Source organism: Diaphorobacter sp. LI3 (assembly GCF_022807955.1).
Classification (GTDB): domain Bacteria; phylum Pseudomonadota; class Gammaproteobacteria; order Burkholderiales; family Burkholderiaceae_C; genus Diaphorobacter; species Diaphorobacter nitroreducens.
On sequence record NZ_CP094346.1, the window covers coordinates 1651861 to 1678396 of the forward strand.

Below are 26536 nucleotides of genomic sequence, written 5' to 3' on the forward strand. Positions count from 1 at the left end.
TGTCTCGGCCCCCGCAGGCACGGCGGCGGGGCAGCGGGGGAATGCTAGCATGCTGCGCTGCAACAGCCGCGCCATTCCATCAACCATCCCATCGGCGCGCCAGGAGACCTTTGCGCATGACCGCCCCCGCCCGCAAGACCGACGCCGCCGCGGCGCCGGCGCCCGCCCGCAAGACCGACAAGGACCTGCCGCTGATCCAGGACATCCGCCTGCTGGGGCGCATCCTGGGCGACGTGATCCGCGAACAGGAGGGCGTGGCGGCCTATGACCTGGTGGAGCAGGTCCGCAAACTGTCAGTGGCCTTCCGGCGCGACGCGGATCACGAGGCCGACAAGGCGCTGAAGAAGCTGCTCAAGGGCCTGACGGGCGACCAGACGGTGAGCGTGATCCGCGCCTTCACGTACTTCAGCCACCTGGCCAACCTGGCCGAGGACCGCCACCACATCCGCCGCCGCGCCGTGCACGAGCGCGCGGGCAGCGCGCAGGAGGGCAGCATCGAGGTGGCGCTGGCGCGCCTGCGCTGGGCCGGCATCGCGCCGCGCACCGTGGCGCAGACGCTGGCCACCAGCTATGTGGCGCCGGTGCTCACGGCACACCCGACCGAGGTGCAGCGCAAGAGCATCCTGGACGCGGAGCGCGAGATCGCCCTGCTGCTCACCCAGCGCGACGATATCCAGGCGCGCGCCCAGCTCTACAACAGCGCGAAAGACACGCTCACCCCGCGCGAGCTGGCCGCCAACGAGGCCCAGCTGCGCGCGCGCGTGGCCCAGCTGTGGCAGACGCGGCTGCTGCGCTACTCCAAGCTCACCGTGGCCGACGAGATCGAGAACGCCCTTTCGTACTACGAATACACCTTCCTGCACGAGATCCCCAAGATCTATGCCGAGCTGGAGCGCGAGCTGGGCGGCAGCCACCCCGTGGCGAGCTTCCTGCGCATGGGCCAGTGGATCGGTGGCGACCGCGACGGCAACCCCAACGTGAGCGCCGACACGCTGGTCCTGGCCCTGCGCCGCCAGGCCGAGGTGGCGCTGCGCCACTACCTGACCGAGGTGCATCACCTGGGGCGCGAGCTGTCGCTCTCCAGCAACCTGGTGCAGGTCTCGGCCGAGATGCTGCAGCTCGCCGCACGCTCGCCCGACACCAGCGAGCACCGCCGCGACGAACCCTACCGCCGCGCACTCACGGGCGTGTACGCGCGGCTGGCCGCCACGCTCAGGGATTTGACGGGCGGCGAGGCTGCACGCCATGCCGTAGCCCCACAGAATGCGTACGCCAGCGCGGGCGACTTCCTGGCCGATCTGCGCGTGATCGAGGCTTCGCTGCGCTCGCACCGCGGTGCGGCCCTGGTGGGCGAACGCCTGCGCCCGCTGATGCGCGCAGTGGAAGTGTTCGGTTTTCACCTGGCCACGGTGGATCTGCGCCAAAGCTCCGACCAGCACGAGCGCGTGGTGGCCGAACTGCTGGCCACCGCCCGGGTGGAGTCCGACTACGAGGCCCTGCCCGAGCCCGCGCGCCGCGCGCTGCTGCTGCGCCTGCTGTGTGACGCACGGCCCCTGCGCGTGGTGGGGGCGCCGTATTCCGAGCACACGACGGGTGAGGTCGCCATCTTCGAGACCGCGCGCCAGATGCGCGAGCGCTATGGCGACGACGCCATCCGCCACTACATCATCAGCCACACCGAGACGGTGAGCGACCTGCTGGAGGTGCTGCTGCTGCAAAAGGAGGTGGGCCTGCTGCAAGGCACGCTGGACACGGGCGCCAGGGCGGACCTGATCGTGGTGCCGCTGTTCGAGACGATCGAGGACCTGCGCAATGCCGCGCCCATCATGCGCGAGTTCTACGCGATCCCTGGCATCGTGCAGTTGGTGCGCGCCAGCGGGGCCGAGCAGGACATCATGCTCGGCTACAGCGACAGCAACAAGGACGGAGGCATTTTCACCAGCAACTGGGAGCTGTACCGCGCCGAGATCGCGCTGGTGGCGCTGTTCGACGAGATGAACGCCGCCCAGGCGGGCGCGCCCATCCAACTGCGCATGTTCCACGGCCGTGGCGGCACGGTGGGGCGTGGCGGCGGGCCCAGCTACCAGGCCATCCTGGCGCAGCCGCCCGGCACCGTGCGCGGGCAGATCCGCCTGACCGAGCAGGGCGAGGTGATCGCCTCCAAGTACGCCAACCCCGAGATCGGCCGGCGCAATCTGGAAACCCTGGTGGCCGCCACGCTGGAAGCCACGCTGCTGCAACCCACCAAGTCCGCCACCAAGGCGTTCCTGGAAGCGGCCGAGCAGCTCTCGCAGGCCAGCATGGAGGCTTACCGCGCGCTGGTGTACGAGACGCCGGGCTTCACCGATTACTTCTTCAATTCCACGCCGATCCGCGAGATTGCCGAGCTCAACATCGGCTCGCGCCCGGCCAGCCGCAAGGCCAGCCAGCAGATCGAGGATCTGCGCGCCATTCCCTGGGGCTTTAGCTGGGGCCAGTGCCGCCTCACGCTGCCGGGCTGGTTTGGCTTCGGCGCGGCGGTGGATGCCTTCACGCACGCGCCGGGCAAGGATCCCAAGGCTCAACTGGCGCTGTTGCAGAAGATGTACCGTCAGTGGCCGTTTTTTCGCACGCTGCTGTCCAACATGGACATGGTGCTGGCCAAGAGCGACCTGGCGCTGGCCTCGCGCTACAGCGAGCTGGTGGCCGATGCGCGCCTGCGCAAGAAGGTGTTCGGTGTGATCGAGGCCGAATGGCAGCGCACGGCCGACGCGCTCACGCGCATCACGGGAGAAAAGCAGCGCCTGGCGGCCAACACGGCGCTGGCGCGCTCCATACGGCACCGCTTCCCCTACATCGACCCCCTGCACCACCTGCAGGTGGAGCTGGTGCGCCGCTGGCGCGCGGGCCAGGGCGACGAGCGCGTGCAGACCGGCATTCACATCTCCATCAACGGCATTGCCGCGGGGCTGCGCAACACGGGCTGAGGTACGGGCGTGGTAGACGGCATCACGGCGCAGTGGCTGCAACGCCTGGGCGCGCAGGTCGCCTGGGCTTACGGCCTGCGCGTGCTGCTCGCGCTGGGCGGCGCCATGGCCTGGAGCTGGGGCACGCACCAGGTGGAGCTGGTGGTGCCGCTGTTCCTGGGCGTGCTCGCGTCTGCGCTGGCCGAGACGGATGACAGCTGGCGCGGCCGCCTGAAGGCGCTGCTGGTCACACTGGCGTGCTTCGCGCTGGTGGCCTTTCCGGTGGCGGCGCTCGTGGACCAGCCGCTGTGGTTCCTGCTGGTGCTGCTGGTGTGCAGCTTCGTCTTCACATTGCTGGGCGCGGTCGGCGGGCGCTACCGCGCGATCGCTTCGGCCACGGTGATCCTGGCGCTGTATGCGGCCCTCAGCGTGCCCCAGGGCGCGGGCGACACGCAGCCCTGGTGGCGCATGCCTGCGCTGCTGCTGGCGGGCGCGGGGTGGTACGGGCTGCTGTCGCTGGCGTGGTGTGTGCTCACGCCGTTGTTGCCCCTGCGGCATGGCATGGCTGCGCTGTACGAGGAACTGGGCGCCTACCTGCGGCTCAAGGCCAGCGTCTTCGAGCCCGTGCGCGGCGTGGATGTGCAGCAGAGGCGGCTGGCGCTGGCACAGACCAATGCGCGCGTGGTGGCGGCGCTCAACAGCGCCAAGGAAAGCCTGTTCAGCCGCATGGACGCGCAGCCGCCCCAGGGCCGGCTGCTGCAGCTGCTCAACCTGTATTTCATCGCCCAGGATATTCACGAGCGCGCGAGCTCCTCGCACTACCACTACAACGAATGGGCGGACGTGCTCTTTCACAGCGATGTGCTGTACCGCTGCCAGCGCGTCCTCACGCTGCAGGGCATGGCCTGCACGCAGCTGGGTGAAGCACTGCGCCGGCGCCGCCCGCTGGTGCGCGATGCGGGGCATGCGCAGGCGCTGGCAGACTTGCATGATTCCATCACCTACCTGGAGCGCCAGGGCCAGAGCGCCTGGCAGCGCCCGCTGCGCTCGCTGCGCGCGCTGGCGCGCAACCTCAGCACGCTGGACGCGCAACTCACCACCGCCACGCTGCCCATGCAAAACGCGGTGCTGGGGGACATCGCATTGTTCGACCGCACGCCGCGCTCGCTGGCCGATGCGTGGGGCCGCGTGCGTGCGCAGCTGCATGCGCGCTCGGTGCTGTTTCGGCATGCGGTGCGCCTCACGCTGGCGTTGGCCGCGGGGTATGCCGCCATGCAGCTCACGGACCCGCGGCATGGCTACTGGATCCTGCTGACCACGCTGTTCGTCTGCCAGCCGACCTATGGGGCCACCGTGTCCCGCGTGGCGCGGCGCGTGCTGGGCACCGCGCTGGGGCTGGTGGCGGGCTGGGCGTTGCTGGAGCTGTTCCCCAGCCCGACCCTGCAGGCGCTCTTGGCCGTGGCGGCGGGGGTGCTGTTTTTCCTTACGCGAACCCAGCGCTACCTGCTGGCCACGGCGGCCATCACGCTGATGGTGCTGCTGTGCTTCAACCAGACCACGGGCGAAGGCTACACGCTCATCCTGCCGCGCCTGCTGGACACGGTGATCGGCAGTCTCATCGCGGCGGCCGCCATGTTCCTGGTATTGCCTGACTGGCAGGGCAAGCGCCTGGGTGCCGTGGCGGCCGAGGCGCTGGAGGCCCATGCGCTGTACCTGCGCGAGATCATGTCGCAGTACGCCACCGGCAAGAACGACGACCTGGACTACCGCCTGGCGCGCCGCGTGGCGCACAACGCCGATGCGGCCCTGTCCGCCGCCCTGTCGCACATGCTGCTGGAGCCGCGCTGGGTGCGCCGCCACGCGCGCGTGGGCCTGCAGTTGCTGGTGCTCTCGCACACGCTGTTGAGCTATCTGTCGGCCCTGGGTGCGCACCGCGGTCTGCCGGCCGACGTGGCGGCCGATTCGTTGGCAGAGCGCGCCGCCCGTGAGGCCGCGAACCAGATCGAGCAGATGGCCCAGGCGCTGCGCGGGCGGCATGCGCTGGCGCAGGAGGATGGCGCTGCCGAGGGGTTGGCGCTGGCGCTGGAGCAGGCGGCCGATGCCTCCGGCGACGGCCTGTCGCTCGTGCAGGCCCAGTTGGCGCTGGTGTGCCGGCAGGTGGCGCCGCTGCGGGCCGCGGTGCGCTCGCTTGCCGGGCAGGGCGCGGCGGCCTGAGGCTGATCTGGCCCGCAAAGCCCCTCTTGTTCCACCCTTGGCGCGCAGGCGCACCGGCTAGCATGGCCGGTCGTCACGCAATACATATTCTTCGATCATGAGAAACCGGGTTTTGGCCTTCTGCGTCCTGGCCGGGCTGGCGGCCGGCTGCGCGCCCCTGCCAACGGCGCCGCACGGCGCGACGCCGGAGGGGGCGCACGCGCCCACGGAGCAACAGGCGGTGAACGCAGTCCGCCAATGGGACGTGCTGGCTGCCGACGTGGCGGCGCATGTGGCCGATCGGCTGCGTGCGTGGCCCGCGGGGCAGCACCCGATCCATGTGGAGATGGCCCCCCAGGCCTCCGACTTTCAGCGCGGCTTTCGCGAGTTGCTGGTCACGCATTTGGTGGAGCGGGGCATCGCCGTGACCACCGAACCCGTAGCCCTGCGGTTGCGGGCCAGCACCCAGCTGGTGCAGCACCACGCGGGTGCGGCGTCCGCGGCGCCGTTGCAGCGCCTGGCCGAAGGTGTGTACGTGCGGCGCAATGCAACGCATGCGGACGCGAGTGTGCCGATGCGCACCGAGGTGCTGGTCGTCACGTCGCTGGAAAGCGAGGGCCGGGTGCTGGTGCGCACATCTGACGTGTACACGATCGCGCAGCCGGACGCACCGCTGTACCAGCGCCCCGCTGCGGCGCCGGGGCCCCTCACGACCTGGCGGGTCGTGCCATGAAGGAGGGAGACCGCATGACGCAACGCATTGGAATACAGCGGCGCGTGCTGCTGGCAGCGGTGCTGACCGCCAGCGCATTGGCCCTGCCGGGCTGCGCACGCTACTACTACGGCGCTGCGGCCAGCAGCGACCCCGTGGACCTGATGGCCAGCAACCACGGCGCCGCGGATGCGCTGTTGCTGCAAGTGCCGCTGGACCCCGGCGCCCCCGTGCTGGTGGGAACAGTGGTGCAGTTGGACCGGTTGGATGAATCTTCGCGCCTGGGGCGCTTGGTGGCCGAGCAACTGGCGGGCCGGCTGGCCCAGCGCGGCTTGCGCGTGACCGAGTTGCGCATGCGCGAGACCCTGGCGATGCGTCCCGGACAGGGCGAGCTGCTGCTGTCGCGGCACGCACAGGAGGTGGCGCGCGCCCAGGCGGCCCAGGCCGTGCTGGTGGGCACCTACGCGGTGGCGTCGCAGGCGGTTTACGTGAGCCTGAAGCTGGTGGGCGCGGGCAACGCGGTGCTGGCGGCGCACGACTATGCACTGCCCATGGATGCCAACGTGCGCGGTCTGCTGGCGGGCCGGTAGCCCATTGCCGCGCCGTTATGCTATTTATTTAATAGCTATTAGCGCTTGATGGGTAAGCGCTAGAGGCTATTTTCACTTGAATTAGTGCAGCGTGAGTGCGCCGGCGCTCTTGCTCTTGCCGGCACGTGCGGGCGGGTTGCACAGGCCGCAGGTATAGTGGCGGTTCTCGTACAACTCGGTGACGAACTGGCCGCTGCAGTGCGAGCACTTGGTGCGCGTGAGCATGCCGGCATCCACGAACTTCACCAGCCGCCAGGCGCGCGTGAAGGACAGCAGCGGGTCGATCTGCGCCGCGGCCACCTGCTCGTTGTAGAGGCGATAGGCCTTGGTGAGCAGTTCCACCGCGTCCAGGCTCACGCCCTTGGACAGGTATTCGTAGATGTTCAGGAACAGCGAGCTGTGGATGTTCTCCTGCCAGGTGAGGAACCAGTCCGTGGAGAAGGGCAGCTGTCCCTTGGACGGCGACTTGCCCGCGATCTCCTTGTACAGGCGGATCAGTCGCTCGTACGACAGCGTGGTCTCGGACTCCAGCACCTGCATGCGGGCTCCCATCTCGATCAGCATGGCGGCGCGTTCGATTTGCTTGGATTCGTTGAGAACGCTCTTGGCGGGTGCGGACATGGCGGGCTTTCGGAAGAAGAGGGGAACGCTGGCGTGGGACTTCAGAGCACTTCGGAGACGCGGCTGGCCATCAGGATGTTGGCGTGCAGCGTGTTGGTGGCTTCGCTGGCGGCTTTGCGCGGCGTGTTGTGGCTGGTCAGCAGGCTCCACACCAGTTCGTCGTCCACGCGGAAGCTGCACAGCAGCGTGTTGCGCGAGGCCAGCTTGAGCACCTGCGCGGCGGACAGCGATGCCAGAATGTCGGCCGCTTCTTCGTTCAGCCCCAGACGGAACACGGCTTCGGCCTTGTCCTGGCGGATCAGGGTCTGTGCCAGCATCAGGTAAGTGAGGTTGGCTTCGCGGATTTCGGCGAGCAGTTGTTCGGAGGTCATGGGGCAATCCTTTCCAAGAGGGGATCACTGCGTTGCATAACGTTGCATGTGTTGCGTGATCCGATGAAATGGATTGTGAAACCGGGGCAAAAAGAAATTAAGTCGGGGTTCGGCGCTGCGTAGCGTCTGGCGGATGAGCAGCCTTTGTAGGAATTTGCCTTACAGCGGCGTCGGCGTGTGGCGCGTGTTTGCGGTAGCGGTTTCGCCGGTACAGGCATGAAAAAACGGGCCGCAGCCCGTTGGATGGATTGCGCGCGGTCGTGCGCAGGGGGGAAGGCACCGTGTCAGGCGCCTGGCGCCTGGCTCAGTCGGCGTCGCCCATCTGGGACTGCAGGTAGTTCTGCAGCCCGACCTTGGCAACCAGTTCGATCTGGGTTTCCAGAAAATCGATGTGCTCTTCGGTGTCTTCGAGGATGTCTTCCAGCAGTTCGCGCGAGACATAGTCGCGTACCGACTCGCAGTAGGCAATGCCTTCCTTGATGGTGGCCTGCGCTCCGCGCTCGGCGCGCAAATCGCATTCCAGGATCTCGGGTACGTCTTCGCCCACCTGCAGCTTGGCCAGGTCCTGCAGGTTGGGCAGGCCGTCCAGCATGAAGATGCGGTCCATCAGCCGGTCGGCGTGCTTCATCTCGCCGATGGACTCGTCGTATTCCTTCTTGGCCAGCTTGTCGAAGCCCCAGTGCTTGAGCATGCGGTAGTGCAGGAAGTACTGGTTGATGGCCGTGAGCTCATTCTTCAGCTGGGCCTGCAGGTGTGCGATGACTTGCGCGTCGCCTTTCATGGGGCTTCTCCTTTCAGTCAGAAAGGGGCATTGTCATGACCCTGGCACCAGGGTGCAAGACAATGCCCCTGCGTGCAGGCTTTGCCTGCGTGTGATGCTGAGTCGTGTTCTCGAATGGAATGAGTTGATAGTCAATGTCAATTCAATTGATGTGTTCAATTTATTGGATTTATCATTCGATCCGGCCTAGACTTCAGTCTTGTTCTAGCCCATCAACCTAAGTAAGAGGAAACAGCAATGTCCGTGCTTAACACCACTATCAAGCCTTTCAAGACGCAAGCCTTCAAGAACGGCAAGTTTGTCGAAGTGACCGAGAAGGACGTCCTGGGCAAGTGGGCCGTGTTCTTCTTCTACCCGGCCGACTTCACCTTCGTGTGCCCCACCGAGCTGGGCGACGTGGCCGACCACTACGACGAGCTGCAGAAGCTGGGTGTTGAGGTGTACTCCGTGTCCACCGACACGCACTTCGTGCACAAGGCATGGCATGACGCCTCCGACACGATCCGCAAGATCAAGTACACCATGCTGGGCGACCCCACCTGGCAAATCAGCCAGAACTTCGACTGCCTGCGCGAAGGCCAGGGCCTGGCAGACCGCGCCACGTTCATCGTGGACCCCCAGGGCGTGATCCAGGCGATGGAAATCACCGCCGAAGGCATCGGCCGCAACGCCGCCGATCTGCTGCGCAAGGTCAAGGCTGCTCAATACGTGGCCAGCCACCCCGGTGAAGTGTGCCCCGCCAAGTGGGAAGAGGGCGCCAAGACGCTGGCTCCTTCGCTGGACCTGGTCGGCAAGATCTAAGCTGGCACCAGCCGCGTTCAGCCGCCGCGGCGGCTGACCAAGACGCCCGGGTGCCAGGCGCCCGGGTTTTTTTTGCCCATAACTAGATTGATTAGGAGTAACCCTATGCTCGACGCCAACCTCCAAGCCCAATTGAAAGCCTATCTGGAGCGCCTGCAGCGCCCGGTGGAGCTGGTCGCCACGCTGGACGATGGCGCCACTTCCCAAGAGCTGCGGGAACTGCTCCAGGAGATCCGCTCCCTCTCCGACAAGATCACCGTGGTCGAGAAGAACGACGCGCCCGTGCGCAAGCCGTCCTTCCTGATCACCAACCCCGGGGTGGACACCGGCGTGCGTTTCGCGGGCGTCCCCCTGGGCCATGAGTTCACCTCGCTGGTGCTGGCGCTGCTGCAGGTGGGCGGCCATCCCTCCAAGGAATCGGCGGACCTGCTGGAGCAGGTCAAGGGCTTGGATGGCGACTTCCATTTCGAGACTTACTACTCGCTGTCCTGCCACAACTGTCCCGACGTGGTCCAGGCGCTGAACCTGATGAGCGTGCTCAACCCGCGCATCACGCACACGGCCATCGACGGTGCCGTGTTCCAGGACGAGATCAAGGAACGCCAGATCATGGGTGTGCCCACCGTGTTCCTGAACGGCAAGAACTTCGGCCAGGGCCGCATGGAGCTGGCGGAGATCGTGGCCAAGATCGACAGCGGCGCCCATGCCCGCGTGGCGGCCAAGATCAATGCCATGGATCCGTTTGATGTGCTGGTGGTCGGCGGTGGCCCCGCTGGTGCCGCGGCCGCCGTGTATGCGGCGCGCAAGGGCATTCGTACCGGCGTGGTGGCCGAGCGTTTCGGCGGCCAGGTGCTGGATACGGTGGACATCGAGAACTACATCTCGGTCAGCAAGACCGAGGGCCCGAAGTTCGCCATCGCGCTGGAGCAGCACGTGAACGACTACGACGTCGAGGTGATGAACCTGCAGCGCGCCAAGGCGCTGAAGCCCGCCGCAACGGAAGGCGGCCTGGTGGAAATCGAACTCGACAACGGCGCAACGCTCAAGAGCAAGACCGTGATCCTGTCGACTGGCGCGCGCTGGCGCAACATGAACGTGCCGGGCGAGGAGCAGTACCGCACCAAGGGCGTGACGTACTGCCCGCACTGCGACGGCCCGCTGTTCAAGGGCAAGGACGTGGCGGTCATCGGCGGCGGCAACTCGGGCGTGGAGGCCGCGATCGACCTGGCCGGCATCGTCAAGAGCGTGACGGTGCTGGAGTTCGCCAGCGAGTTGAAGGCCGATGGCGTGCTGCAGAAAAAGCTGCGCAGCCTGCCCAACGTGACGGTCATCCTGAACGCCCAGACCACGGAAGTGAATGGCGACGGCAGCAAGGTCACCGGCCTGACCTACAAGGACCGCACGACGGACGAGGCCAAGACCGTGGCGGTCGAGGGCATCTTCGTGCAGATCGGTCTGCTGCCCAACACCGACTGGCTCAAGGGCACGGTGGACCTGACGCGCTTTGGCGAGATCATCATCGACGCCCGGGGCCACACCAACGTGCCGGGCGTGTTCGCCGCGGGAGACTGCACCAACGTGCCGTACAAGCAGATCATCATCGCCGCGGGGGCGGGCGCGACGGCGGCCTTGTCGGCCTTCGACCACCTGATTCGCCACTGATATCTAAGCCAAATTGGCCTCTAGCGCTTACCAGTCAAGCGCTGATAGCTATTAAAAACAAAGCGCCTTTCGGGGCGCTTTTGTTTTGATGCAGGGGCGATCAGTACTGCAGCCGTTCCGGCCGCACCTCCTGCAGGATGGTGGTCGCGATCTCCTCGATGCTCTTGGTGGTGGTGGATAGCCAGCGAATGCCCGAGCGGCGCATCATCGCCTCGGCCTCGGCCACCTCGTTGCGGCAGTTCACCAGATCGGCGTACCGGGAGCCGGGGCGCCGCTCATTGCGGATCTGCGACAGCCGTTGTGGGTCGATCGTCAGGCCGAAGATTTTCTTGCGGTGCGGCACCAGTGCGGGCGGCAGTTGGCGGCGCTCGAAGTCCTCGGGGATCAGTGGATAGTTGGCCACTTTCAGGCCGCACTGCATGGCCAGGTACAGGCTCGTGGGCGTCTTGCCGCTGCGCGACACGCCGATCAGGATCACGTCCGCACCCGACAGGTCGCGGTGGCTCTGGCCGTCGTCGTGGTCCAGGCTGAAGTTGATGGCTTCGATGCGGTCGCTGTATTCCTTGGACACGCTGATGTCCGAGAAACGCCCCACGCGGTGGTGTGACTTCACGCCCAGTTCGGACTCCAGCGGGCGGATGAAGGTGCCGAACATGTCCAGCAGCATGCCCCTGCAGCCGTCCTCGATGATCTTGAGCACGCTCATGTTCACCAGCGTGGTGAACACGATGGGCTTCTTGCCCTCCAGCTCGGCCGTGTGGTTGATCTGGCGCACCACCTGGTGCGCCTTGTCCTCGGTATCGATGAAGGGCAGGCGCACGTGGCGCGGGCGGATGTCGAACTGCGCCAGGATGGCATTGCCGAAGGTTTCGGCCGTGATGCCGGTGCCGTCGGAGATATAGAACACGGTGCGCGTGTGCGTGGCAAGCATGGGAAAGGAAGAGCGGGAAGGAGAGCGTGGTGATGCGATGGCGCGTGCGCTGCGGCGGGCAGCCCGCCTACAATGGCGCCCATTATTCCCAATTTCTCCCCATGCACCGCGCCGGCCCACAACAACAACAGCAAAGCCGTGGCCGCTGCATGAGCGACGACTGCCCGCCTTCCCTTGACGCGACGGTGGGCGCAGACCGGTTTTTAAACTCTGGAGCTTTCCCATGTCTGCACGTTTCGAGGCGACCGCCCTGGTCGTACCGTTTGAGAACCTGAGAATGAGCGACGTCGAGGTCGTTGGCGGCAAGAACGCCTCCCTCGGCGAGATGATCTCCCAACTGCCCCAGGGGGTGCGCGTGCCCACGGGCTTCGCCACCACCGCGCATGCGTTCCGCGAGTTCCTCAAGTACGAAGGCCTGCACGACCGCATCAGCCAGCGCCTGGCCGCGCTGGACGTGGACGACGTGCGCGCGCTGGCCGAGGCCGGCGCCGAGATCCGCGGTTGGGTGGAAAACCAGCCGTTCCCTGCCGACCTGGAAAAGGCCGTGCGCGAGGCATTTGCCGCGCTGTCGGCGGGTAACGACCAGGCCAGCTTCGCCGTGCGCTCCTCCGCCACGGCCGAGGACTTGCCCGATGCCTCCTTTGCCGGTCAGCAGGAGACCTTCCTGAACGTGGTGGGCATCGAAGCCGTGCTGCACAAGATGAAGGAAGTGTTCGCGTCGCTGTACAACGACCGCGCCATCTCCTACCGCGTGCACAAGGGTTTTGCCCATGACGTGGTGGCCCTGTCGGCGGGCGTGCAGCGCATGGTGCGCTCCGACCTGGGCGCGGCCGGGGTGATGTTCACCATCGACACGGAAAGCGGCTTCGAGGACGTGGTGTTCATCACCTCCAGCTACGGCCTGGGCGAAACCGTGGTGCAGGGCGCCGTGAACCCCGACGAGTTCTACGTGCACAAGCCCATGCTGCGCGCAGGGCACAAGGCGGTGATCCGCCGCAACCTGGGCAGCAAGCTGGTCCAGATGGTCTTTGCCTCGCCCGAGGAGAAGGCCACGTCGGGCAAGCTGGTCAAGACCATCGACGTGCCCACCGAACAGCGCAACCGCTACTCGCTGACCGACGACGAGGTGCAGCAGCTCGCGCACTACGCCCTGACCATCGAGCAGCACTACGGCCGTCCCATGGACATCGAGTGGGGCAAGGACGGCACTGATGGCCAGCTCTACATCCTCCAGGCGCGCCCTGAGACGGTGAAGAGCCAGGCCAAGGGCCAGGCCGAGCAGCGCTTCAAGCTCAAGGGCCACGGCCCGGTGCTGGCCGAAGGCCGCGCCATCGGACAGAAGATCGGCACCGGCCCGGTGCGACTGGTCAACGACATCGCCGAGATGGACAAGGTGCAGCCCGGTGACGTGCTGGTCACCGACATGACCGACCCCAACTGGGAGCCGGTGATGAAGCGCGCCAGCGCCATCGTGACCAACCGGGGCGGGCGCACCTGCCACGCGGCCATCATTGCGCGCGAACTGGGCATTCCGGCCGTGGTGGGCTGCGGCCACGCCACCGACGTGCTCAAGGACGGCACGCTGGTCACCGTGAGCTGCGCTGAGGGCGACACCGGCCGTATCTACGACGGCCTGCTCGAGACCGAGGTGACTGAGGTGCAGCGCGGCGAGATGCCGCCCATCTCCACCAAGATCATGATGAACGTGGGCAATCCGCAGTTGGCCTTCGACTTCGCACAATTGCCCAACGAAGGCGTGGGCTTGGCGCGCCTGGAGTTCATCATCAACAACAACATTGGCGTGCACCCTAAGGCCATCCTGGACTACCCCGCCGTGGATGCCGACCTGAAGAAGGCCGTGGAGAGCGTGGCGCGCGGCCATGCCAGCCCGCGCGCGTTCTACGTGGACAAGGTGGCCGAGGGCGTGGCGACCATCGCCGCCGCGTTCTGGCCCAAGCCCGTCATCGTGCGCCTGTCGGATTTCAAGTCCAACGAGTACCGCAAGCTCATCGGCGGCAGCCGCTACGAGCCCGAGGAAGAGAACCCCATGCTGGGCTTCCGTGGCGCAGCGCGCTACGTGAGCCAGGACTTCGGCGAGGCCTTCGCCATGGAGTGCGAGGCCATCAAGCGCGTGCGCAACGACATGGGCCTGACCAACGTGCAGGTCATGGTGCCCTTCGTGCGTACGCTGGGCCAGGCCGAGCGCGTCACCAAGCTGTTGGCACAGCACGGCCTGCAACGCGGCGAGAACGAGCTCAAGCTCATCATGATGTGCGAGATCCCGAGCAACGCGATATTGGCCGAGCGCTTCCTGGAGTATTTCGACGGCTTCTCCATCGGCTCCAACGACCTGACCCAGCTCACCCTGGGCCTGGACCGCGACTCGGGCCTGGAACTGCTGGCCGCCGACTTTGACGAGCGCGACCCGGCCGTGGAAGCGCTGATCCACCTGGCCATCAAGGCGTGCCGCGCGCAGGGCAAATACATCGGTATCTGCGGGCAGGGCCCCAGCGACCATCCCGACTTTGCCCAGTGGCTGGCGCGTGAGGGCATCACGTCGATCTCGCTGAACCCTGACAGCGTGATCGATACCTGGCAGCAACTGGCGCGCTGACGCGCCGCAGCCGCAGGCCATGCCCCACCGCCGGTCGCTCACGCAGGAAGAGATTGAGGGGGCGCCCTTTGCCCCCGACCTGCACGATGCGCGCCACCTGTGGCTGAAGGCGGGCCTGCTGCTCGTGTGGGTGCTGGTGTCGTTCGGCACCGGCTACTTCGCGCGCGACCTGCAATTCCTGGTGGGCCCGTGGCCGTTGAGCTACTGGATTGCCTCCCAGGGGGCAGTCCTGATGTTCATTGGCATCGTCTGCGTTTACTGTACCGCCATGAGCTACTTCGAACGGCAGGACATGGCGGCGCAGCGCGACGCTGCCACAGCCCCACCCCATGATTGAACGCGGCGGCGAGGGGCGCAGCTACATGGCGCGCCTGAACCGCATCGTGGCGCTGTACATCGCAGGGCTGCTGGGGTTCGTGGCCCTGATGGCCTGGGCCGAGCAGCGCGGGCTGTCGCGCCAGTGGATTGGCCCCATCTTCCTGTTTCTCACCGTGATGGCCTACGCCGCCATCGGCGTGTACGGCCGCACCACGGATGCGGACGAATACTACGTGGCGGGCCGCCGCATTCCGCCGTTCTACAACGGCATGGCCGCCGCCGCGGACTGGATGAGCGCGGCCTCGTTCATCAGCCTGTCGGGCGCGCTGTATCTGCAGGGCTTCTCGGGCACGCCGGAGCAGCCGGGCGGGCTGGCCTATCTGTTGGGCTGGACGGGCGGCTTCGTGCTCGTGGCCATGCTCATCGCGCCGCACCTGCGGGCGATGAACCTCTACACCGTTCCGGACTTCTTCCAGGTGCGTTTTGGCGGGCGCTGGCCACGCATCATCGCGGCCCTGTCGGCCGTGCTGTGCTCTTTCACCTACGTGGTGGCGCAGATCTACGGCGTGGGGCTGATCGCCTCGCGCCTGACCGGGGTGCAGTTCGAGATCGGCATCATGCTCGGCCTGGGCGGCGTGCTGCTGTGCTCGTTCCTGGGGGGGATGCGCGCCATCACCTGGACGCAGGTGGCGCAGTACATCGTCATCCTGCTGGCGTTCCTGATCCCGGTGTCGTGGCTGGCGTACAAGCAGCTCGGCAACCCCGTTGCACCTGTGGTGGCGGGAGCACAGATCGGCAAGATCGCCACGCTGGAGGGCGGGCTGCTGGCCTCGGAGGTCGAGCAAGACGTGGTCGCGGCCTACCTGCAGCGCGCCGAGGATTACAAGGCGCGGCTGGCCGACGTGCCCGCCGCACTCGCGCGGGAGCGCGAAGCGGCGCGCGAGCGCATCCAGCGCCTGCGCGCCCAGAACGCCGACGTGGGGCTGATCGTGGCCGCCAGCCGGGATTTGGCCTCCATGCCGCGCGACGAGGCTGCCGCGCGCGATCGCTGGACGCGCGAGATGCGCGACAACTATGAGCGCGCCCGCGCCATGGGCGGCCTGCCGCGCCACAGCCAGGCGTTTGCGGGCGATCCGCAGGGCACCCCGCAGGAGCGCCAGACCTTCGACGATGCGCGCCGCAACTTCCTGGCGCTGATGTTCTGCCTGATGGTGGGAACGGCCGGCCTGCCGCACCTGCTGACGCGCTACTACACGGTGCCCTCGGTGGCGGGCGCGCGCGCGTCGGTCGCGTGGTCGCTGTTCTTCATCGCACTGCTGTACCTGAGTGCGCCGGCGCTCGCCGTGCTGGTGAAGTTCGAGGTCATGAACAACCTCGTGGGCAGCAGCTTCGACCAACTGCCCAACTGGATGGCGCAATGGGCGCGTGTGGACGCGTCGCTGCTGTCCGTGGAGGACGTGAACGGCGATGGCATCGTGCAGTTCGGCGAAATCCGCTTCGGGGCCGACCTCATCATGCTGGCCACGCCCGAGATCGGCGGGCTCCCCTACGTGATCTCCGGCCTGGTGGCCGCGGGCGGGCTGGCCGCTGCGCTGTCCACTGCCGATGGCCTGCTGCTCACCATCAGCAACGCGCTGGTGCGCGACCTGTACCACCAGGAAACGCGCCGCAAGGCGTCGCCCGAGCAGCGGGTGATCCTGACCAAGTTCACGCTGCTCTCCGTGGCGCTGTCCGCGGCGTTCGTTGCGGCGCTCAAGCCGTCGGAAATCCTGCCCATGGTGTCGGCGTCGTTTTCCATCGCCGCATCGGCCTTCGTGCCCGCGATGGTGCTGGGCATCTTCTGGCGCGGTACTACGCGCCAGGGCGCGGTAGCCGGCATGCTCGCCGGCCTGTCCGTCACCGTGTATTACCTGTTGGCGCAGGTGGATAGCGTGCGCGAATGGGTGCCTTCCGCGCTGCTCGTCGATGGCCTGTGGTTCGGCATCCATCCGATTTCGGCCGGGGTCTTCGGCGTGCCGGTAGGCCTGGCTGTGGCGTGGAGCGTCAGCCTGGCCACGCGGCCGGGCCGCGTGCGGCCGGCTCCCGCGGACGGGCTGTAGCGCGCCGCGCCCCGCGGCTGCGCGCCCACGGGCGACCTGCGGTTTGACCTCATTCACAAATGGCCACATCCGTGCGACGCTGATCCCGTGCGGCGTTCCATGCCGCTTTTCCATCACGTACCAAGCGAAGAGGTGGGCATGATTCTCGTGAAAACACCGGCTGGGCAACTGGCGCTGAAGGATCGCCAGGGTGCGCTGTCGCCGCGCCAGCGCTCAGCCTTCATCCTGTTCGACGGCAAGCGCACCCTGGACCAGGTGCTGACGGCCACGGCGGCCATGGGTATCTCGCGCGAGGACGTGCAGCTCATGATCGACCAGGGGTTGCTGGAGAGCGGACCGGGAGCGCCGGCACCCGCGGCCGCAGCGCCGGCGGACGGCGCCGAGGTGCAGGTCGATGGCACGGGGCGCACGCAGCGCGAGCGCTATCAAGCCGCCTACCCGATCGCCACCGAACTTACCGCCAGCCTTGGGCTGAAGGGCTTCCGCCTGAATCTGGCGGTCGAGGGCGCTGCGGGGTATGAGGATCTGGCGGCGCTGGCTCCCAAGATCCGCGAGGCCGTGGGAGACGCCAAGTACACCAGGCTGGAGAGGGCGTTGTTCGCGTGAATGCGGCGCTGGGCGTGGCCCCTGCCGGACCCACCCAGTCCTCAATAAAAAAGGGAGCGTGCATGACACGCTCCCCTTGCATGAACGGCGTCCGCAGCCGGACGCAAGGTGTTCTTAGACGCGCTTGCGGTATTCGCCCGTGCGCGTGTCGATCTCGATCTTGTCGCCCTGGTCCACGAACAGCGGCACGGCCACTTCGAAGCCGGTGGCGATCTTCGCGGGCTTGAGCACCTTGCCGGACGTATCGCCCTTCACGGCGGGTTCGGTCCAGGTGATCTCGCGCTCCACGCTGGTGGGCAGTTCCACGGAGATGGCCTTGCCGTCGTAGAACACCACTTCGGCCGCCATGCCGTCTTCGAGGTAGCTGATGGCATCGCCCATGTTGGAGGCTTCCACTTCGTACTGGTTGTACTCGGCGTCCATCCACACGTACATCGGGTCGGCGAAGTAGGAGTAGGTGCACTCCTTCTTGTCCAGGATCACGTTGTCGATCTTGTCGTCGGCCTTGAAGACGACTTCGGTGCCCATGTTGGACAGGAGCGCCTTCAGCTTCATGCGCACGGTAGCGGCGCCGCGGCCGCCGCGGGCGTATTCGGTCTTCAGCACGATCATGGGGTCTTTGCCCTGCATGATCACGTTGCCGGCGCGGATTTCTTGAGCGATTTTCATGGCTTGCTTGGGAAGGAAAGGTTGACCGCTCCACAAGTCGGGGCGGGCGGGCGTGGCCCAGGCGTTTGCGTGAACTGGGCCGCCTTCCACCCCGGCGCATGTTCCGCGGCGGGGGCGCCGGCTGGGCACGCGAGTGCCGCCTTCGTATGGCGCAAAACCGGGGATTCTAGCTTTTCTCCGCCACAAACCCTAGCAGTAAGGTCAATAAATCCTGCTGTGCCAGCAGCCGCGCACGCGCGGACTGTATACATGCGCGCCATTCGCCCAGGGTGGCCGCGTCCAGCGGCGGTAACTCGCTGCGGGTCTCCAGACCGTTCCAGAGGGCCGACCAGCGCCGCAGCGATGCAGGGGCGTGCAGCCAGTCCAGGAAGGCCAGTAGCTTGGCGTGGTGCGCATCGTCGTGCTGCGGATAGATCTGCCACACGAACGGCTGGCCCGCCCACAGGGCGCGCACTAGTGAGTCCTCGCCGCGCACGAAGTTCAGGTCGCAGGCCCAGAGCATTTCGTCAAAGGCCGGCTGAGGGCAGGGTGGCAGATATGAAATTGATAGCTGCTCGCGTTTGCTGTATGAGCCTTGGAGGCTTTTTTGACTCTCAAACCGCTGCTGCCATTGGCGCACGGCCGCCGTGGCACGTCCGGGCGTGACCAGCAGCCGCACGTCGCTGCGCGGCTGCCATTGCGCCAGCAGCTGGGGCAGGGCGGGTGGCTCGTAGCAGAACAGCGAGATGGCGACTTCGTCTGCCCCGATGCCGTGGCCGGCGCGCCAGGCGGAGCGGTCGAACGCGGCCTGGCGCGCCAGCAGGTCTGGCTCACGCAGCAGGCCGCCCGTGCGCTCGGTGAAGCCGGGGTAGTAGAACCAGCGTGTCAGGCCCGCCCCCGGGCCGCTCATGAGCGGAGACGGCAGCCGGTGGCAGCGTTCCACATAGGCCTCGGCCGACAGGTACTCCAGGTTGATCCATAAGGGTTTTGGGCCTGTAGCGTTTGTGTGGTGAGCGATGGCAGCTATGAATTGCGGAGCAATTTCGCAGCCGAAGGCCTCCACCACCACGTCGCCGGGCCCGTCTACGGGCGCCTGCGTGGGCCAAGGCAGCACCTGTACGCCAGGTGCGCCCTGCGGCGCCATCCAGGCCAGAGCGCTGGCGTCATCCACCCACAGGCGCACGCGGTGGCCGCGGCTGCCCAGATCGGCCGCCAGGCGCCAGCACACGCCGATGTCGCCAAAGTTGTCGATCACCTGGCAAAAGATGTCCCAGCGCAGGTGGGCCGTGGCCTTCGTCATGGCGCCTCCTGGGCGCCGGCGCGCAGGTGGTCCACCAGCAAGCGTGCGACGCTGGACAGCGACTCCTCTGAGCGCACGCACAGCGACAGGCGCCGCCGTGCCCAGGGCTCATCCAGCGTGATGGCGCGCAGGGCCAGTGTGCCGCGGTAGATCTGGGCGCTGCCGCGCGGCAGCACGGCCACGCCCAGGCCGGCGGACACCATCAGGCACAGGGCGTCATAGCTCGTGACCTGGATGCGCAGCTTGAGCGGCATCTCCTGCTCGGCCGCGGCGCGTGTGAGCAGGTTGTTGATGGCGCTGCCCGGATGCATACCCACGAAGTCGCAGGCCAGGGCGTCTGCCAGGCGCACGCTGCGGCGGCGTGCCAGCGCATGGCCCGCGGGGACGATGAGGACCAGCTCGTCCTCGCGGTAGGGCAGCAGGCTCACGCGCTCGCCATAACTGCCGTGGTTGAGGATGCCCACGTCGGCTGCGTTCTCGGCCACCGATTGCGCCACGGCGGTGCTGATCTGCTCCTGCAGCCGCACATCGACCTGCGGGTGCGCGGCCATGAAGCGCTGCAGTTCGCCCGGGAGGAACTGCGTGATGGCCGAGATGTTGGCCACCACGCGCACGTGGCCGCGCACGCCGGCGCGAAAGTCCTGCATCTGCGTGGCGATGCCGTCCAGGTCGTTGAGCACGCCGCGCGCCAGGTGCAGCAGGGCGTAGGCCGCGGCCGTGGGCTCGGTGCCGCGGTTGCTGCGCGTGAACAGCTCCACGCGCAGCGCGTCCTCCAGCTCGGCCAGGCGGCGGCTGGCGGCGGAGGGCGCGATGTGTTCGCGCGCGGCGGCGCGGGCGATGGCGTTTTCCTCCATCACCGCGACGAACAGGCGCAGGGAGACCGGGTCGAGCTTCATGGGCGGCGATGGTACTGCGGCGGCGGCGGGCCATGCCGGTTTGCGATGGCAGCTTCGCGCTTGAGCGTTTTGCGGCCCGGCCGGGGCGCCGCATCATGCCGCCTGGATTGCAGGAGATATATGACCCCCAAGTACTACACCGCTGCCCCCACGCCCGCGGCACTGGCCGGCGTGCGCGTGATCGAAATGGGCCAGCTCATCGCCGGGCCGTTCTGCGGCAAGACATTGGGCGAGTTCGGCGCCGATGTGGTGAAGATCGAGGCCGTGGGTGCGGGCGACCCCCTGCGCAACTGGCGCCTCATCAAGGAGGGCACCTCCGTGTGGTGGCAGGTGCAGTCGCGCAACAAGAAGTCGGTGGCGCTGGACCTGCGCCAGGCCGAAGCGCAGGACATAGCGCGCCGCCTGATCGCCGAAGCCGATGTGCTCATCGAGAACTTCCGTCCCGGCACCCTGGAGGGCTGGGGTCTGTCGCCCGAGGCGCTGCACGCCCTCAACCCCGGCCTGGTCATCCTGCGCATCTCGGGCTACGGGCAGACCGGCCCCTACCGCGACCTGCCGGGCTTTGGCGTGATCGGCGAGGCCATGGGCGGCCTGCGCCACCTCACGGCCGAGCCGGGCCGCGTGCCGGTGCGCGTGGGCGTGTCGATCGGTGACACGCTGGCCGCGCTGCACGGCGCCATCGGCGTGATGATGGCGCTGTACCACCGCAAGGTGAACGGCGGCGTGGGCCAGGTGATCGACGTGGCCCTGCACGAGGCGGTGTTCAACTGCATGGAAAGCCTGATCCCCGAGTACAGCGCCTTTGGCGCCGTGCGCGAGGCCGCGGGCAGCGCGCTGCCGGGCATTGCGCCGAGCAACGCCTACCCCTGCCAGGACGGCTGGGTGCTGGTGGCCGGCAATGGCGACAGCATCTTCAAGCGCCTGATGGCCGCCATCGGCCGCCAGGATCTGGCCGATGACCCGCAACTGGCCGACAACGCCGGCCGCGTGGCGCGCGTGGCCGAGATCGATGCCGCCATTGGCCGCTGGACCGCCGAGCGCACCGTGGCGCAAGTCATGGAGTTGCTGGCCGCCGCACGCGTGCCCGCGGGCAAGGTCTATACCGCCAAGGACATCGCCGAGGACCCGCACTACCAGGCGCGAGACATGTTGCTCACGCAGCGCACGCGCGACGGCTACGAGCTGCAGGTGCCGGGCATCGTGCCCAAGCTCTCGGCCACGCCGGGCACCATCCGCACCAGCGCGCCGCGCCTGGGGGACGACACCGATGCCGTGCTGGCCGAGGCGGGGCTGACGGCCGAGCAGATCGCGCTGCTGCGCAGCAAGGGAGTGATCCAATGACGACCAGCGTGTGGAACGGCGCCGGGCGGCGCATCGAGCTGTGCGACGTGGGCCTGCGCGACGGCCTGCAGATGGAGGCGCAGTTCGTGCCGACCGAGGACAAGATCGCGCTCGTGAATGCACTGTCCCACGCGGGCCTGTCCAAGATCGAGGTGACCTCGTTCACCTCGCCCACGGCCATCCCCGCGCTGCGCGACGCCGAGGTGGTGATGCGCGAGATCGAGCGCCGCCCCGGCGTGACCTACACCGCGCTGGTGCCCAACGCGCGCGGCGCGGAGCGCGCCATCGAGTCGCGCACCGACGAGCTGAACCTGGTCATGTCCGTCAGCGAGACGCACAACCTCGCCAACCTGCGCATGACGCGCGCGCAATCGTTCGCGGCACTGGCACAGGTGATCACCATGGCGCAGGCGGCGCAGGTGCCGGTGAACGTGTCGCTGTCGTGCGTGTTCGGTTGCCCCATGGAGGGCGATGTGGCGCTGGACGCCGTGTGGGAGCAGGTGCAGCGCTTCGCCGACCTGGGCGTTGCGGGCATCACGTTGTGCGACACCACGGGCATGGCCTTTCCCACGCAGGTGGGGCAGGTGGTGGCCGCTGCGCGCGCGCGCTGGCCGGGCATGGCCTTCACGCTGCACTTTCACAACACGCGCGGCATGGGCTTGGGGAATATGCTGGCGGCCATCGATGCGGGGGCGCAGCGCTTTGACGCATCGCTGGGCGGCCTGGGCGGCTGTCCCTATGCGCCGGGTGCCACGGGCAATGTATGCACCGAAGAAGTGGTGCATGCGCTGCAGCTCATGGGTTACGACACGGGCATTGATCTGCCGGCGCTGATTGCCACTGCGGCCCGCCTGCCCGCGCTGATCGGCCACGAGGTGCCCAGCCAGATCGTGAAGGCGGGGTGCCGGCTGGACCTGCACCCGGTGCCGGCCGGCTTCGACGCAATCCGCGAGCGTGCGCTGGCGCGGTAGCTTTCACCGCACATCCATAACGACAGGAGACAACCCGATGCCTTTGACCACTGCATCCCACGGCCGCAGGGCCGCGCTGGCCTTTGGGGCCGCTGTGGGCGCCCTGCTGTGCACCGCGCCCCTGGGCGCCGCCGCGCAGGACAAGTACCCCTCCAAGCCCATCACCCTGGTGGTGCCGCAGGCCGCGGGCGGCGCCAACGACGCGATTGCGCGCGTGCTGGCGCAGCGCCTGGGCGAGCAGATGGGCCAGAGCGTGGTGGTGGACAACCGCCCCGGCGCGGGCGGCACGCTGGCCACGGCGGCCCTGGCGCGTACCAAGCACGATGGCTACACGCTGCTGGTCACGGCCGACAGCGCGCACGTGATCGGCCCGGCGCTCTACAAGAACCCGGGGTTCGACGCCGTCAAGGATTTCGAGCCCGTGGCGCCCGTCGCCACCGCCGGCTACGTGCTGGTGGCGCACCCTTCGTTCCCGGGCAACAACGTGGCGGACCTGATCCGGCTGGCCAAGGCCAGCCCCGGCAAGTACGCCATCGCCTCGGCTGGCAACGGCACGCTCAACCACCTGATCGGTGAGCTGCTGCAAAAGGCCGCTGGCATCCAGCTGCAGCACATTCCCTACAAGGGCTCGGCAGCGGCCGCCACCGACGTGGCGGGCGGGCAGGTGCCGCTGTCCGTGCAGAGCCTGCCCTCGTCGATCGCCTTCATCAAGGCGGGCAAGCTCAAGGTGCTGGGCGTGGTGAACGAAAAGCGCGTCGCCGCGCTGCCCGACGTGCCCACCATCGGCGAGACGCTCAAGGGCTTCGCCCAGGCACCGTGGTACGCCATGTTCGCCCCGGCGGGCACGCCCGCGCCCATCGTCGAGCGGCTGCAGGCCGAAGTGGCACGCGCGCTGGACCACAAGGATGTGGTGGACAAGCTCGCCGTCGTGGGCTGCGAGCCGTTCAAGGGCACGTCCGCCCAGCTGGGTGCGCTGGTGCAGTCCGACCTGCCCAAGTGGGCGCGCGTGGTCAAGGACACCGGCGCCACCGTGGACTGATTCTTCCATCCCGATTTCGCACAACTTTCAACAAGGAGACACAACCCATGATGACCACGCGCATCACACGCAAACATTTCGGCGCACTGGCGCTGGCCGCTCTGGCGCCGCTGGCGCTGTCCACGGCCTGGGCGCAGGGCGGTTACCCATCGCGCACGGTGACCTTCGTCGTGCCGGCCGCCGCCGGCGGCACCACCGACATCTCGGCGCGCATGGCCGCGCAGGCGCTGGCGCCGGTGCTGGGCCAGTCGGTGGTGGTGGACAACAAGGGTGGCGGCAACGGCGCCATCGCGGCCAACATCGTCAAGCGCGCCGAGCCCGATGGCTACACGCTGCTCATGCAGTACTCGGGCTACCACGTGATCTCGCCCCATCTCACCAAGGCACCGCAGTGGGATCAGAAGGACTTCCAGCCCATCGCCAACGTGATCTCGGCGCCGCAGATCATCGTGGTGCGCGACGGCCTGCCGGTGAAGACCCTGGCCGAGCTGGTGGCCTACGCCAAGGCCAACCCCGGCAAGCTCAACTACGCCTCGTCAGGCAACGGCTCGCTGCAGCACGTGACCGGCGCCATGCTGGAGCAGCAGGGCGGCATCAAGATGGTGCACGTGCCCTACAAGGGCACGGGCCCCGCGCTGCAGGACCTGCTGGGCGGCCAGGTGGACCTGACCTTCGGCACCGCTCCGCCGTTCATGCCCCACATCCAGTCCGGCAAGCTGCGCGTGCTGGCCGTCACGGGTAAGGAGCGCCTGGCCAGCCTGCCCGACGCCCCCACCACGGCCGAGGCCGGCTACCCGGGCGTGAACGCCACCTCGTGGTTCGCGCTGTTTGCGCCCGCAGGGGTGCCCAAGCCGGTCATCGACAAGCTGGCCGCCGACATGAAAAAGGTGGTGGAAGACCCGGCCTTCCGCAAGAAGGCGCAGGAACAGGGTGCCGCGGCCGACTACCAGGGCCCGCAGCAGCTGGGCGAGCGCGTGAAGAGCGACTTCGCCAACTGGGCGGGCGTGATCAAGAGCTCCAAGATCGAGGCGGAATAAATCCGCCCTACACTGGGCGCCCTTTGGAATGCGGCGGCACGCCCGGTGCCGCTGCCCGGCGCCCTGATGACAGCCCCTCTCGATCTGCCCTACCTGCGGGCCTACGCGCCCGCGCTGCAGGCCCAGGCCCATGCGCTGCTGGCGCAGGGCCAGCTGGGCGCGCTGCTGCAGCGCAAGTACCCCGAGGGGCACGCGGTGCGCAGCGACAAGGCGCTGTACGACTACGCCCAGGAATTCAAGGCGCGCCACCTGCGCAACGCGGGCACGGTGAACAAGGTGCTGTTCGACAGCAAGATCCACGTGGTGCGCCATGCGCTGGGGCTGCACACCCACCGCACGCGGGTGCAGGGCGGGCGGCTGGCGGCGCGGCATGAGATCCGCGTGGCCGCGCTGTTCAAGCAGACGCCCGACGAGTTCCTGCGCATGATCGTCGTGCACGAGCTGGCCCACCTGCGCGAGAAGGACCATGGCAAAGCCTTCTACCAGCTGTGCACCCACATGGAGCCGCAGTACCACCAGTTCGAGTTCGACCTGCGCCTGTACCTCACGCACCTGGACGCGGGTGGTGAGCTGCTGTGGTGAAATGCTATTGAAAAAATAGCTGCCAGCGCTTGATAGGTAAGCGCTGCAGCCCGTTTTGGCTTGAATATCAGTCGATCTGCAGCGCCGCGCAGTACTGCGCGGGCAACTGTAGCCAGCGTTCGGCTGCCGACTGCAGCGCGGCCAACTGGCCGGTGGTGTAGAGCTGGATATGCCCCGGCGCGGCGGGCGCGCCATCCGCCGCGTGCTCGGGTGCGAGGGCGCCGGCCTGGTCGAGGATGCGCCGGGTCTGGCGCGCCACGGGCGCACCTGTGTCGATGATCTGCACATCCGGCCCCACCAGGGCGCGCAGCATGTCCTTGGCGAACACGTAGTGGGTGCAGCCCAGCACCAGCGTGTCGATCTCGCCCGTCTTCAAGCCAAAAGTGCCCAGCGCGCCCGTGTACTGGACGCAAAGCGCTTCTATTTTTGCCATGGATGCGGCGGCGGGCAGCGGCTCCTCGGTGCATTGCTCGATGGCGCGCGCCAGGCCGTCGCAAGGCTGCACCGAAAAGCGCGTGCCGGCCGAATGCCCATCGCGCAGGCGCTGAAAGCGCGCGCTGCCCACCGTGCCGCGCGTGGCCAGCACGCCCACGTGGTGCGTCTGGCTGCTGGCGGCGGCGGGCTTGAGCGCCGGCTCCACCCCGATGGCGGGCAGGTCGGGCAGGGCGGCGCGCAGTTGTTCCACCGCGGCGGCGGTGGCCGTGTTGCAGGCCACCACCAGCGCCTTGATGCCGTGGTGTTCGCGCAGCCAGCGGGCGATGGCCAGCGTGCGCTGCTGCACGAAGGCGTCGCCCTTGGCGTCGCCGTAGGGAGCGTTGCCGCTGTCGGCCAGGTAGACGAAATGCTCGTGCGGCAGTTCGTGGCGCAGCGCCTGCAGCACGCTCAGGCCGCCAATGCCGCTGTCGAACACACCAATGGGCCGGGCGGCAAGGGGCGATGTCATGGAAGGCGTGGCAAGAAATCGGGGGAAGGGCACCGCCAGGAGGGGCGGCGGCGCACGGGCCTCCAGTATGCCCGTGCGGCGGCCGGGCTGCAGGGGTGCGCTCTAGGCCGCGCCGGGCGGTACGTACCCCTGCGGGTGCTGGGGTAGATCGTCCTGGAGGGGCCACCAGCTGCAGCGCGAGGCCACATGCATGTGGAATGCCGGCGCCGTGGCCACGGGCTCGTCCAGCAGGCCTGCGCGGATGCGCACCACGCCGGGCAGGCTGTCGCGCTCGCTGAATACAGGCGAACCGCAGATGCCGCAGAACACGCGCCGCTTGCCGGGGGAGGACTCGAAGCGCCGCAGCAGGTCCTGGCCGGCCTGGAACTGCAGCCGATCCACGTCCACCGGCAGATTGGCAGCAAACGCGCTGCCCTGCGCGCGGCGGCACTGCGCGCAGTGGCAGATCTGGATCGGGGCCAGCGGCCCGCGGATCGTGAAGCGCACGCCCTGGCAGAGGCAGGCGCCGTGGTGCAGCGGCTCGGATGGGTTCATA

At 67.7% G+C, this 26536-nt stretch carries 24 protein-coding genes; 15 read left to right on the plus strand and 9 right to left on the minus strand.

Features of this window, described 5'->3' with window-relative positions; genetic code table 11:
* Window positions 1-116: 116 nt before the first annotated feature.
* From ppc to MRB47_RS07695, 4 genes are all read left to right on the plus strand, one after another.
* Window positions 117-2966 (plus strand): phosphoenolpyruvate carboxylase, encoded by a 2850-nt coding sequence (ppc, locus tag MRB47_RS07680; protein ID WP_252102361.1) that lies wholly within the window; start codon window positions 117-119, stop codon window positions 2964-2966.
* 9 nt (window positions 2967-2975) lie between these two features.
* Complete coding sequence (gene yccS / locus MRB47_RS07685; RefSeq protein WP_252102362.1) at window positions 2976-5159, plus strand: YccS family putative transporter; 2184 nt, start codon at window positions 2976-2978, stop codon at window positions 5157-5159.
* 97 nt (window positions 5160-5256) lie between these two features.
* Window positions 5257-5871 (plus strand): hypothetical protein, encoded by a 615-nt coding sequence (locus MRB47_RS07690; RefSeq protein ID WP_011806040.1) that lies wholly within the window; start codon window positions 5257-5259, stop codon window positions 5869-5871.
* A gap of 14 nt (window positions 5872-5885) precedes the next feature.
* The gene (locus tag MRB47_RS07695; RefSeq protein WP_252102363.1) at window positions 5886-6440 is read left to right on the plus strand and encodes a FlgO family outer membrane protein; all 555 of its coding nucleotides are present in this window, start codon (window positions 5886-5888) and stop codon (window positions 6438-6440) included.
* 81 nt (window positions 6441-6521) lie between these two features.
* On the opposite strand, the gene flhC is transcribed toward MRB47_RS07695, so the two are convergent.
* The 3 genes from flhC to bfr form a co-directional block, all read right to left on the minus strand.
* A complete protein-coding gene (flhC, locus tag MRB47_RS07700; RefSeq protein WP_252102364.1) occupies window positions 6522-7061 on the minus strand; it encodes a flagellar transcriptional regulator FlhC in 540 nt (179 codons plus the stop codon).
* Window positions 7062-7102: 41 nt separating this feature from the next.
* The gene (gene flhD, locus MRB47_RS07705) at window positions 7103-7432 is read right to left on the minus strand and encodes a flagellar transcriptional regulator FlhD (RefSeq protein ID WP_011806037.1); all 330 of its coding nucleotides are present in this window, start codon (window positions 7430-7432) and stop codon (window positions 7103-7105) included.
* Between the two features lie 304 nt (window positions 7433-7736).
* Complete coding sequence (gene bfr / locus MRB47_RS07710; RefSeq protein WP_011806036.1) at window positions 7737-8213, minus strand: bacterioferritin; 477 nt, start codon at window positions 8211-8213, stop codon at window positions 7737-7739.
* A gap of 237 nt (window positions 8214-8450) precedes the next feature.
* Between bfr and ahpC the strand changes: the two genes are divergently transcribed.
* Together ahpC and ahpF are read left to right on the plus strand one after the other, a co-directional pair.
* The gene (ahpC, locus tag MRB47_RS07715) at window positions 8451-9014 is read left to right on the plus strand and encodes an alkyl hydroperoxide reductase subunit C (protein ID WP_015913767.1); all 564 of its coding nucleotides are present in this window, start codon (window positions 8451-8453) and stop codon (window positions 9012-9014) included.
* A gap of 105 nt (window positions 9015-9119) precedes the next feature.
* Window positions 9120-10676: an alkyl hydroperoxide reductase subunit F gene (gene ahpF / locus MRB47_RS07720; protein WP_252102365.1), complete on the plus strand. Its 1557-nt coding sequence runs from the start codon at window positions 9120-9122 to the stop codon at window positions 10674-10676.
* Window positions 10677-10776: 100 nt separating this feature from the next.
* On the opposite strand, the gene MRB47_RS07725 is transcribed toward ahpF, so the two are convergent.
* Window positions 10777-11607, minus strand: coding sequence for a pyruvate, water dikinase regulatory protein (locus MRB47_RS07725; protein WP_011806033.1), 831 nt, complete (start codon window positions 11605-11607; stop codon window positions 10777-10779).
* Window positions 11608-11830: 223 nt separating this feature from the next.
* Here MRB47_RS07725 and ppsA point away from each other — a divergent pair, with 223 nt between their 5' ends.
* The 4 genes from ppsA (at window position 11831) to MRB47_RS07745 (ending at window position 17244) form a co-directional block, all read left to right on the plus strand.
* Window positions 11831-14221: a phosphoenolpyruvate synthase gene (gene ppsA, locus MRB47_RS07730; RefSeq protein WP_252102366.1), complete on the plus strand. Its 2391-nt coding sequence runs from the start codon at window positions 11831-11833 to the stop codon at window positions 14219-14221.
* A 19-nt stretch (window positions 14222-14240) separates the two neighbouring features.
* Window positions 14241-14558 carry a DUF4212 domain-containing protein gene (locus tag MRB47_RS07735; protein ID WP_252102367.1) on the plus strand — a complete coding sequence of 106 codons (318 nt, stop codon included), beginning with the start codon at window positions 14241-14243 and terminating at the stop codon, window positions 14556-14558.
* Window positions 14551-16638 (plus strand): VC_2705 family sodium/solute symporter, encoded by a 2088-nt coding sequence (locus MRB47_RS07740; RefSeq protein ID WP_252102368.1) that lies wholly within the window; start codon window positions 14551-14553, stop codon window positions 16636-16638. Before MRB47_RS07735 ends, MRB47_RS07740 begins: the two co-directional genes overlap by 8 nt.
* 138 nt (window positions 16639-16776) lie before the next feature.
* Window positions 16777-17244 carry a hypothetical protein gene (locus MRB47_RS07745; RefSeq protein ID WP_047350521.1) on the plus strand — a complete coding sequence of 156 codons (468 nt, stop codon included), beginning with the start codon at window positions 16777-16779 and terminating at the stop codon, window positions 17242-17244.
* Window positions 17245-17358: 114 nt separating this feature from the next.
* Here the strand turns inward: MRB47_RS07745 and efp are convergent, their stop codons facing one another.
* The 3 genes from efp to MRB47_RS07760 all read right to left on the minus strand — a co-directional run bounded on the left by efp (window position 17359) and on the right by MRB47_RS07760 (window position 20088).
* The gene (gene efp, locus MRB47_RS07750; protein ID WP_011806028.1) at window positions 17359-17913 is read right to left on the minus strand and encodes an elongation factor P; all 555 of its coding nucleotides are present in this window, start codon (window positions 17911-17913) and stop codon (window positions 17359-17361) included.
* A 166-nt stretch (window positions 17914-18079) separates the two neighbouring features.
* The gene (gene earP, locus MRB47_RS07755; protein ID WP_252102369.1) at window positions 18080-19192 is read right to left on the minus strand and encodes an elongation factor P maturation arginine rhamnosyltransferase EarP; all 1113 of its coding nucleotides are present in this window, start codon (window positions 19190-19192) and stop codon (window positions 18080-18082) included.
* Window positions 19189-20088: a LysR family transcriptional regulator gene (locus MRB47_RS07760; RefSeq protein WP_220637662.1), complete on the minus strand. Its 900-nt coding sequence runs from the start codon at window positions 20086-20088 to the stop codon at window positions 19189-19191. Before MRB47_RS07760 ends, earP begins: the two co-directional genes overlap by 4 nt.
* A gap of 120 nt (window positions 20089-20208) precedes the next feature.
* Between MRB47_RS07760 and MRB47_RS07765 the strand changes: the two genes are divergently transcribed.
* The 5 genes from MRB47_RS07765 (at window position 20209) to MRB47_RS07785 (ending at window position 25058) form a co-directional block, all read left to right on the plus strand.
* Entirely contained in the window at window positions 20209-21429 is a 1221-nt protein-coding gene (locus MRB47_RS07765) for a CaiB/BaiF CoA transferase family protein (RefSeq protein WP_252102370.1), read from the plus strand.
* Window positions 21426-22400, plus strand: a complete 975-nt coding sequence (locus tag MRB47_RS07770) for a hydroxymethylglutaryl-CoA lyase (RefSeq protein WP_252102371.1) — start codon at window positions 21426-21428, stop codon at window positions 22398-22400. Before MRB47_RS07765 ends, MRB47_RS07770 begins: the two co-directional genes overlap by 4 nt.
* Before the next feature lie 37 nt (window positions 22401-22437).
* On the plus strand, window positions 22438-23439 hold the full coding sequence (locus MRB47_RS07775) for a Bug family tripartite tricarboxylate transporter substrate binding protein (RefSeq protein WP_252102372.1): 1002 nt from the start codon (window positions 22438-22440) through the stop codon (window positions 23437-23439).
* 50 nt (window positions 23440-23489) lie between these two features.
* Window positions 23490-24476, plus strand: coding sequence for a Bug family tripartite tricarboxylate transporter substrate binding protein (locus MRB47_RS07780; RefSeq protein WP_041836343.1), 987 nt, complete (start codon window positions 23490-23492; stop codon window positions 24474-24476).
* Window positions 24477-24542: 66 nt separating this feature from the next.
* Entirely contained in the window at window positions 24543-25058 is a 516-nt protein-coding gene (locus tag MRB47_RS07785) for a M48 family metallopeptidase (RefSeq protein WP_047350544.1), read from the plus strand.
* Window positions 25059-25125: 67 nt separating this feature from the next.
* On the opposite strand, the gene murI is transcribed toward MRB47_RS07785, so the two are convergent.
* Both murI and MRB47_RS07795 read right to left on the minus strand, forming a co-directional pair.
* The gene (gene murI, locus MRB47_RS07790) at window positions 25126-26001 is read right to left on the minus strand and encodes a glutamate racemase (protein WP_252102373.1); all 876 of its coding nucleotides are present in this window, start codon (window positions 25999-26001) and stop codon (window positions 25126-25128) included.
* Between the two features lie 102 nt (window positions 26002-26103).
* Window positions 26104-26535, minus strand: coding sequence for a GFA family protein (locus MRB47_RS07795; protein ID WP_252102374.1), 432 nt, complete (start codon window positions 26533-26535; stop codon window positions 26104-26106).
* Window position 26536 lies beyond the last annotated feature (1 nt).